Source organism: Plastoroseomonas arctica (assembly GCF_018128965.1).
In the GTDB taxonomy this organism is placed as follows: Bacteria; Pseudomonadota; Alphaproteobacteria; order Acetobacterales; family Acetobacteraceae; genus Plastoroseomonas; species Plastoroseomonas arctica.
On the sequence record NZ_JAAEDH010000002.1, the window covers coordinates 151,472 to 166,269 of the forward strand.

Genomic DNA, 14,798 nt, shown 5'->3' on the forward strand with positions numbered 1-14,798 from the left:
CGGATCCGGCGGCCTAGTTTGGGCCGAGCTCCCCCTCCGCCTTCAGCATGCGCAGCGCGCGCCGCCAGCTCTCGGTCGCCCAGGCGATCTCCTCGGGCCCGTGCACGGCCGAGACGATCGCCCCTCGCGCACCCTTCGGATCGATCCCCGCCACGACCAGCGCCAGATAGAGCTTGCTCATCAGCGCCTTGCGCGGATCACCGGTGAAGACGGAGACGGGTTGCGCATTGGCGTCCCAGCGAACGGGGTCGAGGTCGATCCCCTGGGGGTTGGTGAAGAAATGCAGCACCGAGTGGTCGCCATACACCGCCCAGGGCACATCCTCCTCGGCGAGGACCCGGTTGAAGGCGTCCCGCATCGTGGCCGCGGCTTCATTGGCGCGGGCACAGACGTCGGTGTCGCGGATCAGCGTAAGCGCGGCGATGCCTGCGCTCGCGGAGACCGGGTTGGCGTTGTAGGTGCCCTGGTGCTTGATCTTCTCGCGCTTGCGGTCGGCCGCGATGTCGAAATCAAGCCAGTCGATGATGTCCTTGCGCCCGGCCACCGCGCCGCCGGGCAGACCACCCGCCACGATCTTCGCCAGGGTGCAGAGATCCGGCGTCACGCCCAGCGCCTGCTGCGCGCCGCCGGGGGCGACGCGGAAGCCGGTGACGACCTCGTCGAAGATCAGCACCGCGCCGTATCGCGTGGTGATGTCGCGCAGGCCGCGCAGGAAATCCACGCTCACCGGTACCATGCCGGTGGAGGCGCCGGTCGGCTCGAGGATCACGCCAGCGATGCCATCATCCTGCGCGAAGGCGCGCTCGACCGCGCCGAGGTCGCCCGGGGGCAGAAGCACGATCCCGGCCGCCACCTCGGGCAGCACGCCCGGCGTCGGCGAGCCGTCGAAGTGTCCATCCACGCCGAAGGCCATGTGGTCATGCCAGCCGTGGAAGTGGCGCTGGAACCGCATGATCTTCGGCCGACCCGTGAAGGCGCGCGCGAGGCGCACGGCCATGTGCGTGGCCTCGGTGCCCGAGGAGGTGAAGCGCACCCGCTCGGCGCAGGGCACCATCTGCTGGATGAGCTGCGCCCAGGCGATCTCGAGCGCATGGCAGGTGCCGAAATGCGTGCCCAGCGCGAGTTGTTCCACCGCCGCCGCGGTCACGCCCGGGTGGCAGTGGCCCAGGATCAGCGCGCCATGGCCGCCGTAGAAATCCACCATCTCGCGCCCGTCGACATCCCATTTGCGGGCGCCGAGCGCGCGCTTCGAATAGATCGGGTAGGGGTCGGTGTGGCGGCTGTCGTGCACGATGCCGCTGGGCAGCACGGTGGAGGCCGCCTCATGCAGGGCGGCCGATCCGGGAGTCGCCTCGACATAGGCCGCGACGATGGCCGAGTTGGTCGGCGTCAGAGAGGACAAGGCGCGCGCTCCTGCTGCATGTGGCGCAGCTTCCGGCGCGATAGGCCGGTGGTCAACCTTGCGGGCCGCGGCAACTGGGGCCGCGCGCCGGTTTTCGACCCGGCTTTGGGCACGTCGTGCAGCCGGTGGACAAGGAAAGGGCGCCTCCCTTGCGGAGAGGCGCCCCGTGATCCTCAGCGCGGCGTTGCCTCGGCTCGTCGTTCGGGCGCGGGTGGCATCAGCTCAGGATAATCGCGCAGCATTTGCGCCCCGTTGAGTGGCCGGTTCACGCCCTGGTGGCAGGTGGCGCAGTTGACCTTCAGCGGATCGCCTGCCGGCCCCAGCCGGTGCGGCGGGAAGCTCGGCTGCAGCGGGTTGATGTACTCGGTGTTGATCACCCGCACCATGCGGATGCCATGCCAGGCGACGACCCGCTGCGGCTGGCTCTGCTCCCAGTCCGAGAAGGCGCGGCTGTTGTGGCAGAAGACGCAGTTCACGCCGAGCCCGGTCGACATGTGCATCATCAGGCCGTAGCTCCACTCGGTCTGCTGCATCGTTGCCGCCGTGGGCGCGGACCGCGCCACGGTGTCCTGCACGCGGATCGGCGCATTGCCGACCAGGTAGGGCGTGAAGGTGTCGAACGGCAGCGAGGCGTAGCCGGTGCGCGGCAGCGGCGTGTTCTGCCCCGCGGCCTGGCCGGCGAGCGCCGAGCTCGCCGTGTTGGGCGTCGCCGACCACACTTCGGCGGGAACCGCAAGGCCGCGGTGGCAGGTGTAGCAGGTGACGCCCGTCGCGCCGACATGGGCGGTCTGCTGCGTGTTGATCGCCTGCACCATCTGCAGCATGCGCCGCGCGACCGTCTTCTGGTACATGTCCTCGGCCGCGAAATTGCCCGGCACGTGGCAGCCATTGCAGCCCTGGTTCTCGCCCTCGCCGGGATAGATCCACTCCGACATCGCCTGCATGATGCGGCCGAATTGCTCGATGCTCAGATGCCCGAGCACGGGAACGTTTTCATAGATGGTCGATGCCCGGTCGCCGCTGGGGTCGGCGGGGTCGATCGCCGGCGGTGCGACGTGGCGCGGCGCATTGGCCGCGATGAGACGCGGATTGACCACGGCCTCGATCCCGGTGCCGCGATAGCCGAGCTGTGCGGTCAGCATGCCCGGTCGTTCCAGCGAGAACAGCGCGGCCACGGTGCCGGCGAGGCCGATCGCCACCGCGGCGATGAACGCATAGAACCTCATGGGCGTGCTCCTGCGCTGATCGCTGGATCGACGATGCCGGGATTGAGCTGCGGATAGACCGGCGCGAAGCCGTGCTGCTGCGCCCAGAGATACCAGTTATCAACCACGGTGCCGGTCAGCAGGATGCCGATGCCGCCGGTGATCGGGCAGAGCACCGCGAACCACCAGGCCCAGCGATGGATGCTCTCGTAGGTGGCGTTGAAGCCCATGGTCCAGCGCCAGAACAGGCCCGCGCGTTCCGCCGCCGTGCCGCGGTCCACCGCGTGCTCCACTTCGCGCTCGCCGCCGAAGCGGCCGACGGCGAGGATGGTGGCACCGTGCATCGCAAACAGCAGCGTCGAGCCGTAGAGGAACACGATCGAGAGCGCGTGGAACGGGTTGTAGAACAGGTTCCCGTAGCGGATGGAGAACGCAGCCGTCCAATCGAGGTGCGGGAAGATGCCGAACGGCACCGCCTCGCTCCAGCTGCCCATCAGCACCGGGCGGATGAAGCCCAGCACCAGGTAGAGCCAGATCGCCGCGGCGAAGGCGTAGGCAGTGTGTGGCCCGATCCCGAGCGCCTTGGAGCGGAGATAGACGCGGATATTCCACAGGATGAGCGAGAGGGTGAGGCAGGCGCCGGCGAAGATCCACCAGCCGCCTTCGTGCAGCGGCGGGATGCGCAGCCCGTATTCGGGCTTGGGCGGCTCCAGCGCCAGCCAGAAGAGCTGGCGGACGAACTGCCCGAGATTCCAGTTCACCGAGGCCAGCATGGTGAAGCCGATGATCTCGAAGGCGAGCACGCCGAAGACCAGCGACAGGAAGCCGGTCATGCCCAGGCGGATCGGTCCGATCTGCGCGTCGCCGATCAGGCCGAGCAGGTAGGAGAAACCGGGCTTGCCCGATCGCTGCGATTCATCGGCTGCGATCGGCACGCCGGGATAGGCAGGCCCACGGACCTGCAGGCGGGTGAAAAGGTATTGATATTCGGCCATTTTTCTTGCCTCCCCTCAGCGCCAGATCGGCAGTTTGAGCCACCAGGTCCACCATTCGGGCCAGCCGCGCGTCCAGAACGGGCCGCTGATCACGATGCACACCGCGCTCCAGAAACCGGCGGACAGCGCGACGAACAGCCCCAGCCGGTGAATGCCGAGCGTGCCGATCGAGTAGCCGATGAAGTCGCGATAGAAGGTGTTCTCGTGCTCCGCACCCTTCACCGTCTCGCCCTCGCCGGGGTTGATGGCGGCGAGCACCAGCGAGGCATGCAGCGACAGCGCGAAGACCGTGGTGAAGAAGAAGCTCACCGCGAGCATGTGCGCCGGGTTGTAGTGGAAGTGCAGGTATTGGTAGCCGACGTTGCTCACCCAATCGAGGTGGCTGAAAATGCCGTAGGGGAAGCCATGTCCCCAGGCGCCGAGCAGCACCGGGCGGACCACGACGAGCGTGATGTAGGCGAAGATCGCGACGCTGAAGGCGACCGGGATGTGCATCCCCATGCCCAGCTTCCGAGCGATCTCCCATTGCCGCAGCGCCCATGACACGAAGGCCCCGATGGCGCAGATGGTGATCACCTGCCACAGGCCGCCCTGGTGCATTGGCGCGAGGCGCAGGCCGTAGGAGATATCGGGCGGGGCGATGTTGATCAGCCAGATGTTCCAGGTGCCGCCGATTGCAGCGCCGAACAGGATGAGGGCGGTTCCGAGGGCTGTGAAAAACAGCGTCGTGACGCCGAAGAATCCGACCCAGAAGGGTCCGACCCAGAAGTCGAAAAGATCGCCTCCGACGAGCGTTCCGCCGCGGACGCGGTATTTTCTTTCAAACGTCAGCATCGACATTGCTTGGCCCTCCCATCCTCTCGAAAACATCGCCGGGCATCGGCCAGCATGTGCCGCGCCGTGACCAGCGGCAGCGATGCGAACATCGCTGCCGCTATCTGGCTCTCGCGAGCGGTCGTCAGCGCGCCGGCACGGCCGGGCGGTTGACAGGTTGGCCAGGCGTGTAGGTCGGCGCCGGACCCGCGCACCAGCCCCAATGGTCGCAGTAGCGGGGCGAGCTCATCACCACGAAATGCAGCACCGTGGCGACGAGAATGACCCCGATGGCCGCGAGCACGAGGGCCCGCTTGGGGTCGAACACCATCCAAATCTTATGCATTCTTTCCTCCAGTTCTACAGGTTGCCCGGGCGCTCGGCGGAGCCTTGCGCCCGGCCGCGATCAGAACATGCGCCAGTCCGGCGGCACGATCTGGTTGCCGTAAACCAACGGCCGCCACAGCCACACCAGGATATGCGCACCCATCGAGGCGAAGACCGCGAAGGCCCAGCCCTTGATGAGCATCTCATTGATCTCCCGCGCTTCGGGTTCAGTCAGCCCCGTGCGCGAGCTACGATGTTCGGACATCAGGTATCTCCGAATTGACCTTTCGGCCGTTACCGCGCACGTCCCGCGCGGCAGGGATCGCCATGGCACGGAGCGCCACGATCGAGGTGTGGTCCGGCGATGCCGGGCATTCTGTTGGGGGCGTCGGGGCGCGCGTCACGCGAACTCCCTCGCGCCCAGGGTATTGCGCACACGTGCGACATCGACCCGCGTCTCGGCCGCGTCGCGCGCATCGCGCTCGATGCGTTCGCGCAGGCGTTTGGCCGCCGAGATGCGCACGAGGAAGGGCTCGCGCTCTACCTCGGCATCCATCAGTGCGACGGCCGCATCATCCCAGGCGAGGCCCGCGCGCGCGGGCGTGGCGGCGACCTTGTCGAGGTCGGTGCCGAGCGGGATGATGTGGAACAGCGCGTCGAACAGCGCGTTGCAGTATTCCTGGATGAGGTAGGTCGCGCCGGCATAGCCCATGAAGGGCGTGCCGGTGGCGCGGCGGATGATGGCGCCGGGAAAACTCGCCGGGACGAAGACGGCGCGGCACTTCGATTCCTGCGCGTACATGCGCTCGTTGAAGGAGCCGAACAGCACCAGCGGCGGCGTCTTGGCGATCGCCTCGCGGATGGCGGCGTTGTCCGGCTTCTCGCCGGGCTTGCGGCTGAAGGCGAAGGCGCAGGCGATGCCGAGCTCATCTTCGAAGAAGCGGCGGATGCCGCGCGCATGGGTCTCAACGGCCACGATCCCGAACGAGGCTGTGGCGAAGAAATCCTGTGTGACGGAGCGCCACAGATCCCAGATCGGCTTGATCGTGGTGTGCTTCTCGCGCTCGATGAAGGGCTGCGGGTCGATGCCGGTGAGCTCGCCCAGCTTCTCGAGGAAATTGGTCGTCGCGAAGATGCCCAGCGGCGCCATCAGATAGGGCCGGTCCAGCGCCTCGCAGAGTTTGCGGCCGAATTCGCGATACATGCAGATGTTCACATCGGCATCGGGCAGGCGCGTGATGTCGTCCACATGGCTGCCCAGCGGGAAGACCATGTTGATCTCGCAGCCGATCCCCTCGACCAGGCGGCGGATCTCGGCGAGGTCCGAGGGCATGTTGAAGGTGCCGTAGATCGGCCCGATGATGTTCACGCGGGGCTTCACGCCCTCGGCGCGCGCGGGGCGGGGCTTGATCTTGGCGCGCTTGGCGCCGAATTCCGTCCACAGCCAGTTGATCGCGCGGTCGGCGGCCTGCCACTGGTCCTCGTCGATGGTGCGCGGGATGAAGCGCTGGAGGTTGGTGCCCTCCGGCGTCACGCCGCCGCCGATCATCTCGGCGATGGAGCCGGTGACGACCACCGCCGGAAGCTCCGGATCCTGGGTGCCGGAGGCGCGCTTCATCGAGCCCTCGGTGCCAGTCTTCGACAGGCTGTCCTCATCCAGGCCCGTGACCACGATGGGCAGCTCATGCGGCGGCAGCGCGTCGGTGTAGTGCAGCACGGCGGTGACCGGCAGGTTCTCGCAGCCCACCGGCCCGTCGATGACGACACGCAGGCCGCGCACCGCCGAGAAGGCGTAGACCGCACCCCAGTAGCCACCCGCGCGATCGTGGTCGACGACGAGCATCTAGGTCCCCACCGCTTCGAGGGCTTTTGCCTGTGCCGCGCGCAGCTTCTTCTGGCGCTCGCGGAAGCCGGGCGGATCGACGGGCTTGCCGGCAAAACCATAGCCGGCGCCATCGGGCGTGCCGACGCCGCTGAAAAAGCTGACCATGCGCGAGAAGCGCTCGCGGCCCTTCGTCTGCGCCGCGACGATCGCTGCCATGGAGCCGGCACCCATCATCCCGAACAGCGGCCGCGCGCTGACCATGTTCGTGAAGTAGAGCGCGGGAATGCCGAGCTCCTTCGCCTTCTGCACCAGCGGCGTGGTGCCGAGTGCGAGGTCCGGCTTCGCATCCATCATCGCCGCGCAATCCTGCTCGAGCGAGGCGCGGTACTGCACATGCGTCCCCCTCGCTTCGAGCCATTCGCGATCCGCGTTGCTCCATTCCGTGCGCGGGCAGGCGGTGCCGACATAAGGCACCTCCGCGCCGGCCTCGATGAGCAGGCGCGCGACCAGAAGCTCGCTGCCCTCATAGCCGGAGACGGTGATCCGCGCCTTGATCGGGTTCGCCGCCATGGCAGCGGCGATGGCCGGCAGCGCGCGCGCCTTGGCGGCGTCGATGAGGTCCGACGAGACACCGGCGGAGCGGCCGATGGCATCCAGCCAGGCGGCAGTGCCTTCGACGCCCACCGGGCCGGAGCCCACGATCGGGCGGCCGGCGGCGGTGAATTCGCGCAGGCTCGCGGTGTAGAAGGGGTGCACGGCGGCAACCGTCACGCAGTCCAGCGCGGCGTAGAGGTCGCGCCATTCGCGCGCCGGCGTCTGCGGCGCGACGGTGAGACCCATCGGTGCGAGCAGCATGCCGATGCCGACCGGATCGGCGGGGAAGAGTTCACCGACCAGGGCGATGCTGCGCTCGCCTTCGACATATTTCGTGGGCCGCGCGACGGGGCCGGATTCCGCCTCGGTGCGCGCGTAGCGGAGCATCGCACCCGCAAGCACATCCTTGGCCTCGGCATGAGTCGGCACGCCAAAGCCCGGCACGTCGATGCCGATGATGCGCACGCCGTCGATCTGCTTGGGCAGCAGGTCCAGCGGGACACCTGATGCGGTCGGGACGCAGAGATTGATGACGACGACGGCGTCGTAATCCTCGGGCTTGGCGGTGAGCTGCACCGCCTCGCGGATATCCTCGAACAGCTTCCCGGTGACGAGCGTCTCGGAGTTGAAGGGCACGTAGCCGACGCTGCGTTTCGCGCCGTAGAAGTGGGAGGTGAAGGTCAGCCCATAGACGCAGCAGGCCGAGCCCGAGAGGATCGTCGCCACGCGCCGCATCCGCAGGCCCACGCGCAGCGATCCGAAGGCCGGGCACATGGATTGCGGCTGGTCATGCGGGCCGCGCGGATAATCCTTGGTCAGCCGATCCATCGTCGCGGATTTGCCCGCCGCACGCGCGGCCGCGTCCATCGTCTCGCGGCCGCCATGGCAGCCGGCGCCGGTATCGGGCGGAGGGAGGGCCCCGTCCATCACGCGCCCTCGTACTGCACTTCGAGCGTGGGCTTCGTGATCACCACGCCGGCGCACATGTCTTCCATCGTCGCGGGGTCGAGCACCACGCCCCGGCCGACCGCATCGCCCTTGAACAGGCCGAGGAGATTGTCGTGCGTCAGCGGCTTCGGCCGCACCGGCGGGGCGATGGCGACCTGCTCCGCCAGCTCCTCGAACACGCTCGCCCAGGGGCTGCCAGGCGTTCCGATGATTTCGTAATTCGCACTCTTGCGGCGGATGTCGTCATCGGCGGGGATCGCGGAGAGGATCGGGATGCCGACAGCTTCGGCGAAAGCGTGCGCCTCGCCGGTGCCGTCATCCTTGTTGATGACCATCCCCGCCACGCCGACATTGCCGCCCAGCTTCTTGAAATACTCGACCGCCGAGCAGACGTTGTTCGCGACATAGAGCGATTGCAGGTCGTTGGAGGCGACCACGATCACCTTCTGGCACATGTCCCGCGCGATCGGCAGGCCGAAGCCGCCGCAGACCACGTCGCCCAGGAAGTCGAGCAGGACGTAATCGAACCCCCACTCGTGGAAGCCCAGCTTCTCGAGCAGCTCGAAGCCATGGATGATGCCGCGCCCGCCGCAGCCGCGGCCCACTTCCGGGCCACCCAGCTCCATCGCGAAGACGCCGTCGCGCTTGAAGCAGACATCGCCGATCTGCACCTGCTCGCCGGCGGCCTTCTTCTTCGAGGAGGTCTCGATGATGGTGGGGCAGGAGCGGCCGCCGAACAGCAGCGAGGTCGTGTCGGATTTCGGGTCGCAGCCGATGAGCAGCACGCGCTTGCCCTGCTGCGCCATCATGTAGCTGAGGTTGGCGAGCGTGAAGGACTTGCCGATGCCGCCCTTGCCGTAGATGGCGATGACCTGGGTCTCTTTCTTCACCGGACCCGTGTGCACGGCGTCGGGCTCGATCGAGGCCTCGGCGCGCAACGCATCCTGCATGGAATTCTGTCCCGGAATCGCGTTCATGGCATGTCTCTCCAATCCAGGATCATCTTCAGGCAGGCGGGGTCTTCGAAGGCGGTGCGGTAGGCGCCGGCGGCGTCGGAGGCCGGCACGCGATGCGTGATCAGGCCATCGAGCGAGAGGGCTCCGCGGTCGAGCAGCGCCGTCACCGTGACCAGGTCGGCGGGCTGCCATTCGGCGGCGATGCGGATGCGCGCCTCGCGCATGAAGGCGGGCGGGAACGAGAAGCTGAGCGGCGCGGAATAGAAGCCCGCGAGGATGATCTCGCCGCCGGGCGCGAGCCGCGCGATCTGGGTGTCGAGCGCATCGGGCGAACCGCTCACGTCGCAGATGCAGCGGTAGTTGCGGCGCTCATCCTTGGCAGGGTCGATCACGCTGTAGCCGATGGCACCCTCGGCGCGCGCCGGGTTCACTTCCCAAACGGTGGGTGCCGGGGCGCCATGGGCGACGACCAAGCGCGCGATCAGGCGGCCGAGCACGCCGTGGCCCACGATGAGGTCCGGCATACCCGGCGCGATCGCGTGCTGCGCTGTCGCGGCGAGTGCGAGCAGCACGCCGGCATCGCCGAGCGACTCGGCGATGGGCGTCGCCCGCGCGCCGGGCAGGATCACCCGCTGCGCCGCGCCGCCGAACAAGCCGCGCACATCCGAAAAACCCTTGGAGCCGGGGACGAAGACGCGCTCGCCCACCTGGCGGCCCGAATCGCTGCCGGCCTCGCGCACCCGGCCGACCGTCTCGTAGCCGGGCACCAGCGGGTAGCCCATGCCGGGGAACATCGGCATCTTGCCGGTCCAGAGCAGCCGCTCCGTTCCGGTGCTGATGCCGCTCCACTCGACATCGACCACGACATCCGCCGCACCGGGTTCGGCGAGCGTGACGCGGGCGAGTTCGAGCTGTTCGGGCTCCCTCAAAACGACGGCAACGGTATTCATCTGGGCCTTTCTGCGCCTCGGTATGTCAGTCTAAACGGACAGTCCAATGTGTCAAACGAAACTGACGCATTCTGTCAGGCTTTCAATTTTTCAGCGACGAGAAGGCCGGTGACCAAGGGCGTTGCGGTCGTGATCTGGCGACCTGACACGAAGCCGGCGTCGCGCAGCATGGCCAAAAGCTCCGCGGCGCGGCGCGGCCGGCCGCTGCCCATGGCGCGCAGATAGAAGCCGAAATAGGCATCGCCCATCGCCTCGGCGCCGCGCGTGCCGGCCATCGGCTCGGCCAGGATCAGCGTCCCGCCCGGCGGCAGCGCGCGGTGCGCGGCGGCCAGGATCAGCCGCACGGCGGCGTCGTCATGGTCGTGGATCACCCGCACCAGGGAGATCGCGTCGGCACCTTCGGGCAGGGCATCGGCGCGGAAATCCCCGCCGAAGGTGGATGTGCGCGCCGCCAGCCCGGCCGCTGCGAATCGGGCGCGGGCGCGCTCCGCGACGCCCGGCAGGTCGAACAGCATCAGGCGCAGCGCGGGGGCTCGGGCGGCGGCGGCGATCAGGAAGGCGCCCTCGCCGCCGCCCACATCGAGCAGGCAGGCGAAGCGGCGGATGTCCAGCGCATCGAGCACTTCGGCCGCGACTAGCGGCTGCGACGCCGCCATCAGGCCTGAATAGGCCGCGACCTTGTTCTTGCCGAGCGCGCCGGGCGTTTCGGACTGGGCATAGGCCCAGTAGCCCGCGAGCGATTGCCCGCCGCGCGCGCCGCGCAGCATCGCCACGGGGTCGGTCAGGTCGGCGTAGAGCATGGCGTGGTGCTCGACCATGCCGGCCAGCGCGGCATTGCCGACCATCACCGCGCCGCGCAGGCCGAGGCCCCAGCGGCCGCCGCTGCGCTGGCCGTACAGACCGAGTGCGGCGCCGGCGGAGAGAAGCTGTTCCGCCGCATCCTCGGGAAGGTCCACCCGCCGCGCGATCTCGGCGGTGGCGAGCGGCCCCGCAGCGAGCAGGTCAAAAAGACCCAGCCGCACCGAGGCGAGCATCACCTGCGAATAGACGAAGCCCGCGATCAGGTCGAACAGGCCGCGCGCCTGGGCGCGGGCGACGCCGCGCGTCAGCGGAAAGCGCGCCACCGCCTGGCGGAATCCCGGACGCGCCACCACCCGGTCGCGCCAGGCGAGAAAGCGGTCGCGCAGCGTCGCGCTCTCCTCCAGCGGCACGGGCCCGGTGTCGGCGGCGGCACTCACGCGGCGCTGGCCGCCAATTCCTTGGGCACCAGGCGCTTGGCCTCCAGCGCGATCAGGGCGCGGAGATCGCCGGCACCCGGGCAGGGCGGAATGGCGGCGATGGCGGCGCGGGTGAGGCCTTCAAGCCGCGCCATCGCCCCATGCAGGCCGAGCTCGCGCACGGCACTGGGGCGGTGCAGTTTTTCGTCCTGGCCGGTCGGCTTGCCCAGCACGTCGGCGCTACCGAAGGCGTCGCCGATATCGTCGGCCACCTGGTAGGCCTCGCCCAGCCGCTCGCCGAGCAGCATCCAGGGGGCGTCGTCGAGGCCGGCGGCGGCCGCACCCGCGGCAGTGGCGGCGGAGAAGAGCGCGGCCGTCTTGGCGCGCTGGTACTGCGCAAGGTCGGCCACATCCTCGCATTCCCAGGCCTGGCCGGCGACGATGCCGTTGGGGGAGCCCACGGCCTCGGCCACGATGCGGATCAGCGCGATGCCGCGCGCCGGCGCCCGCTTCGTGGCCAGGGCCAGCTGCTGGAAGGCGAGCACGATCAGCCCGTCGCCGGCGAGCAGCGCCAGCGGTTCGCCATGAGCGCGGTGGACCGAGGGTCGGCCGCGGCGGGTGGCGGCATCATCGAAGCAGGGCATGTCGTCATGCACGAGCGAGGCGCAGTGCAGCAGCTCGATCGCGACGGCCGCGGCATCGGCCAGGCCCGGCTCGGCACCGCAGGCGGCGGCGGTGGCCAGGCACAGGCGCGGGCGCACCCGGGCGCCCCCGGGGAAGACCGCGTGCTGCATGGCGCGGGCGAGGCGGGGTGGGCCGGACGTGCCGCCGCCCATCGCCAACGCCGCAGCCAGCGCCTTCTCGATGCGTTTCGCTGCGTCCATTCCGGGAGCCTCCCCTCGCGCTTGGAGGGATAGGCTAGCAACGCCCATCATGACTGTCATCTGAATTAGACACTTTGCGTGTCATACCGGTTACCGCTATCGAGCCAATCATATCAACCAGTTGCACAGGGCGCCTCCAACAATCTGTCTAACATTCTTGACAGTTTTGGCGCGCTCGCCCTTATCTCGCCCATGCCGTGGCACCCGAAAACCATCGCGATCATCGGCGCCGGCATGGGTGGGCTCGCCGCCGCCATCGACCTTGCCGGGCGCGGCGTCGCGGTGACCCTGCTTGAGAGTGCGCCCGGCCCAGGCGGCAAGGTCAGCGAAACTCGCTTGCCGACCGCGACGCTCGACTCCGGCGCTTCGGCGATCACCCTGCGCTGGGTGTTCGACGCACTGTTCGACGAGGCCGGCAGCAGCCTCGACGCGCATGTCACGCTGGAGCCGGCAGCACTGCTCGCCCGCCACAGCTGGGGACCCGGCGCCCATCTGGACCTGTTCGCAGACCCCAAGGCCTCGGCCGACGCAATCGGCGCCTTCGCCGGCCCGGCCGAGGCGCGCGGCTATCTCGTCTTCGTCGAGCGCGCCCGGCGCACCTATGCGGCGCTGGAGCAGCACTACATCCGCGCACAGCGCCCGACCGCGATGGGGCTCATGGCCAAGGCAGGCGTGACGCGCCTGCTCGCAACCTCGCCCTTCGCCACGCTGTGGGACGCTTTGGGCGACCACTTCGCCGATCCTCGCCTGCGCCAGCTCTTCGCCCGCTACGCCAGCTATGTTGGCTCCTCGCCGCTTTTGGCACCCGCCACGCTGATGCTGGTGGCCGATGTCGAGCGGCAGGGCGTCTGGCGCATCCGCGGCGGCATCATGCGGCTGGTCGAGGCGATGGCCGCCCTTGCCGCCGAGGCCGGCGCGACACTTCGCTACGGCGCCGAGGTGACCGATATCCGCGTCGAGCAGGGGCGCGCCGCCGGCGTGGTCCTGGCCGGGGGCGAGCAGATTGCCGCTGACGCCGTCATCGCCAATGCCGATGCTGCCGCGATCGGTGCCGGGCGGCTGGGGGACGCGGCCGCCCGCGCCGTCCCTGCCCTGCCCGCCAATCGGCGCTCCTTCTCCGCCATCACCTGGGCCATGCACACCCGCACCTCCGGCTTTCCCCTGGCGCGCGAGAGCGTGTTCCTCGCCCCAGACCCCACTGCCGAATTCGCGCAGATCCATCACCGCGGCCGGCTGCCCGCGATCTCCAGCGTGCATCTCTCCGCCCCGGATCGCGACGATTCCGGCGCCGCACCCGACGGCCCCGAGCGCCTGCTGGCTTTGGTCAGCGCCCCCGCGCGGGAGGATCAGCGCCCGCTCGACGCTGCCGCCATCGCCGCCTGCGGAGACGCCGCCTTCGCCCGCCTGCGCGCATGCGGCCTCGACCTCGACGCGACGCCCGAACAGGCCCGAATCACCACCCCCGCCGATTTCGCGCGCCGTTATCCAGGGACCGGCGGCGCGCTCTACGGCCAGGCGGTGCATGGCTGGCAGGCCACCTTCCAGCGGCCCGGCGCCCGCACCGCACTGCCCGGTTTCCTGCTCGCCGGCGGCGGCACACACCCCGGCGCCGGCGTCGCGATGGCAGCCCTGTCCGGCCGTCTCGCCGCCGCCGCCGCACTCGAGGATCGCCCATGAGAGGTTGGGAATTCGACCGCCCCGTCCCCAAGCGCGGCTATGCCTGGTGGTATGTCGACGCGTTGAGCGACGACGGCGCCCATGGCATCACCATCATCGCCTTCATCGGCACGGTGTTTTCCCCATGGTATGCGCTGGCCCGCCGCGTCGGGGGCGGCACCGGCGGCGACCCGGAAAACCATGTCTGCCTCAACGTCGCCCTCTACGGCCGCCCGCATCGCTGGGCGATGACGGACCGCCGCCGCCCCGCCCTGGACCGCGGCGCCGACCACCTGGCGATCGGCCCCAGCCGGCTCGACTGGGATGGCGAATCCCTGACCATCACCATCGAGGAGACCACCGCGCCCATCCCCTCGCGCCTCTCGGGCACCGTCACCCTGCGCCCGCAGGCGCTGTCCACCCGCGCTTTCCAGCTCGACGCCGATGGCCGGCACCGGTGGTTCCCGATCGCGGCACGCTCCCGAGTCGAGGTAGCGCTGTCCTCCCCTGCGCTGAGCTGGTCCGGCCCGGCGTATTTCGACACCAACGAGGGCAGCGCCCCGCTGGAGCAGGATTTCGTCCAATGGGACTGGTGCCGCGCGCCGATGCGCGACGCCTCCGCCGTGCTCTACAATGCCGAGCGCCGCGATGGCTCCCGCCAATCCCTGGCGCTGCGCATCGGCAATGACGGCGCGGTCGAGGATATCGAACCACCAACCCCGGTGGACCTGCCACGAACCCTGTGGCGCATTCCCCGCCCCACCCGCGCCGAGAACGGCGACGCGCAGGTGGTCCGCACGCTGGAGGACACGCCCTTCTATTCGCGCTCGGTCATCCGCACCCATCTGCTGGGGCAGGAAGCGACGGCGGTGCATGAGAGCCTCTCGCTCGACCGGTTCCGCTCGCCGGCGATGTTCGCGATGCTGCCCTTCAAGGTGCCGCGCCCTTGGCGCTGATCGTCGCGAGGCCTGACGGCCTTACCGATGGCTTCGAGCCAAGCCCTTGATCCGATAGGCTCTCCCGTAA

14 protein-coding genes are annotated in these 14,798 nt (G+C 69.2%); 2 read left to right on the forward strand and 12 right to left on the reverse strand.

The window, feature by feature from the left end:
• Positions 1–13 precede the first annotated feature (13 nt).
• The 12 genes from GXW79_RS02895 to GXW79_RS02950 form a co-directional block, all read right to left on the reverse strand.
• Positions 14–1,402, reverse strand: coding sequence for an aspartate aminotransferase family protein (locus GXW79_RS02895; RefSeq protein WP_211872720.1), 1,389 nt, complete (start codon positions 1,400–1,402; stop codon positions 14–16).
• 173 nt (positions 1,403–1,575) lie between these two features.
• On the reverse strand, positions 1,576–2,628 hold the full coding sequence (gene pufC / locus GXW79_RS02900) for a photosynthetic reaction center cytochrome PufC (protein WP_211872721.1): 1,053 nt from the start codon (positions 2,626–2,628) through the stop codon (positions 1,576–1,578).
• Positions 2,625–3,602, reverse strand: a complete 978-nt coding sequence (pufM, locus tag GXW79_RS02905; protein ID WP_211872722.1) for a photosynthetic reaction center subunit M — start codon at positions 3,600–3,602, stop codon at positions 2,625–2,627. Before pufM ends, pufC begins: the two co-directional genes overlap by 4 nt.
• A 15-nt stretch (positions 3,603–3,617) precedes the next feature.
• Positions 3,618–4,442 carry a photosynthetic reaction center subunit L gene (gene pufL, locus GXW79_RS02910; protein ID WP_211872723.1) on the reverse strand — a complete coding sequence of 275 codons (825 nt, stop codon included), beginning with the start codon at positions 4,440–4,442 and terminating at the stop codon, positions 3,618–3,620.
• Between the two features lie 118 nt (positions 4,443–4,560).
• The gene (gene pufA / locus GXW79_RS02915) at positions 4,561–4,761 is read right to left on the reverse strand and encodes a light-harvesting antenna LH1, alpha subunit (RefSeq protein WP_211872724.1); all 201 of its coding nucleotides are present in this window, start codon (positions 4,759–4,761) and stop codon (positions 4,561–4,563) included.
• Between the two features lie 60 nt (positions 4,762–4,821).
• Positions 4,822–5,007 (reverse strand): M14 family metallopeptidase, encoded by a 186-nt coding sequence (locus GXW79_RS02920; protein ID WP_211872725.1) that lies wholly within the window; start codon positions 5,005–5,007, stop codon positions 4,822–4,824.
• A 135-nt stretch (positions 5,008–5,142) separates the two neighbouring features.
• Positions 5,143–6,585, reverse strand: coding sequence for a chlorophyllide a reductase subunit Z (gene bchZ, locus GXW79_RS02925; protein ID WP_211872726.1), 1,443 nt, complete (start codon positions 6,583–6,585; stop codon positions 5,143–5,145).
• The gene (gene bchY / locus GXW79_RS02930) at positions 6,586–8,088 is read right to left on the reverse strand and encodes a chlorophyllide a reductase subunit Y (RefSeq protein WP_211872727.1); all 1,503 of its coding nucleotides are present in this window, start codon (positions 8,086–8,088) and stop codon (positions 6,586–6,588) included. It abuts the gene before it with no gap.
• Positions 8,088–9,086 carry a chlorophyllide a reductase iron protein subunit X gene (locus GXW79_RS02935; protein WP_246503661.1) on the reverse strand — a complete coding sequence of 333 codons (999 nt, stop codon included), beginning with the start codon at positions 9,084–9,086 and terminating at the stop codon, positions 8,088–8,090. Before GXW79_RS02935 ends, bchY begins: the two co-directional genes overlap by 1 nt.
• On the reverse strand, positions 9,083–10,015 hold the full coding sequence (bchC, locus tag GXW79_RS02940) for a chlorophyll synthesis pathway protein BchC (protein ID WP_211872728.1): 933 nt from the start codon (positions 10,013–10,015) through the stop codon (positions 9,083–9,085). The genes GXW79_RS02935 and bchC overlap by 4 nt, the downstream gene beginning before the upstream one ends.
• Positions 10,016–10,089: 74 nt before the next feature.
• Entirely contained in the window at positions 10,090–11,253 is a 1,164-nt protein-coding gene (locus GXW79_RS02945) for a methyltransferase (protein WP_211872729.1), read from the reverse strand.
• Positions 11,250–12,116: a polyprenyl synthetase family protein gene (locus GXW79_RS02950; RefSeq protein WP_211872730.1), complete on the reverse strand. Its 867-nt coding sequence runs from the start codon at positions 12,114–12,116 to the stop codon at positions 11,250–11,252. The genes GXW79_RS02945 and GXW79_RS02950 overlap by 4 nt, the downstream gene beginning before the upstream one ends.
• Before the next feature lie 192 nt (positions 12,117–12,308).
• Between GXW79_RS02950 and crtD the strand changes: the two genes are divergently transcribed.
• Together crtD and GXW79_RS02960 are read left to right on the forward strand one after the other, a co-directional pair.
• The gene (gene crtD / locus GXW79_RS02955; RefSeq protein ID WP_211872731.1) at positions 12,309–13,793 is read left to right on the forward strand and encodes a 1-hydroxycarotenoid 3,4-desaturase CrtD; all 1,485 of its coding nucleotides are present in this window, start codon (positions 12,309–12,311) and stop codon (positions 13,791–13,793) included.
• On the forward strand, positions 13,790–14,728 hold the full coding sequence (locus GXW79_RS02960) for a carotenoid 1,2-hydratase (RefSeq protein WP_211872732.1): 939 nt from the start codon (positions 13,790–13,792) through the stop codon (positions 14,726–14,728). The genes crtD and GXW79_RS02960 overlap by 4 nt, the downstream gene beginning before the upstream one ends.
• Positions 14,729–14,798 lie beyond the last annotated feature (70 nt).

Excerpts from the sequence above, each read along its gene's own strand:
- pufC (WP_211872721.1), bottom strand. The coding sequence starts at position 2,628 with ATGAGGTTCTATGCGTTCATCGCCGCGGTGGCGATCGGCCTCGCCGGC.
- pufM (WP_211872722.1), bottom strand. The coding sequence starts at position 3,602 with ATGGCCGAATATCAATACCTTTTCACCCGCCTGCAGGTCCGTGGGCCT.
- pufL (WP_211872723.1), bottom strand. The coding sequence starts at position 4,442 with ATGTCGATGCTGACGTTTGAAAGAAAATACCGCGTCCGCGGCGGAACG.
- pufA (WP_211872724.1), bottom strand. The coding sequence starts at position 4,761 with ATGCATAAGATTTGGATGGTGTTCGACCCCAAGCGGGCCCTCGTGCTC.
- GXW79_RS02920 (WP_211872725.1), bottom strand. The coding sequence starts at position 5,007 with ATGTCCGAACATCGTAGCTCGCGCACGGGGCTGACTGAACCCGAAGCG.
- bchZ (WP_211872726.1), bottom strand. The coding sequence starts at position 6,585 with ATGCTCGTCGTCGACCACGATCGCGCGGGTGGCTACTGGGGTGCGGTC.
- bchY (WP_211872727.1), bottom strand. The coding sequence starts at position 8,088 with ATGGACGGGGCCCTCCCTCCGCCCGATACCGGCGCCGGCTGCCATGGC.
- GXW79_RS02935 (WP_246503661.1), bottom strand. The coding sequence starts at position 9,086 with ATGAACGCGATTCCGGGACAGAATTCCATGCAGGATGCGTTGCGCGCC.
- bchC (WP_211872728.1), bottom strand. The coding sequence starts at position 10,015 with ATGAATACCGTTGCCGTCGTTTTGAGGGAGCCCGAACAGCTCGAACTC.
- GXW79_RS02950 (WP_211872730.1), bottom strand. The coding sequence starts at position 12,116 with ATGGACGCAGCGAAACGCATCGAGAAGGCGCTGGCTGCGGCGTTGGCG.
- crtD (WP_211872731.1), top strand. The coding sequence starts at position 12,309 with ATGCCGTGGCACCCGAAAACCATCGCGATCATCGGCGCCGGCATGGGT.
- GXW79_RS02960 (WP_211872732.1), top strand. The coding sequence starts at position 13,790 with ATGAGAGGTTGGGAATTCGACCGCCCCGTCCCCAAGCGCGGCTATGCC.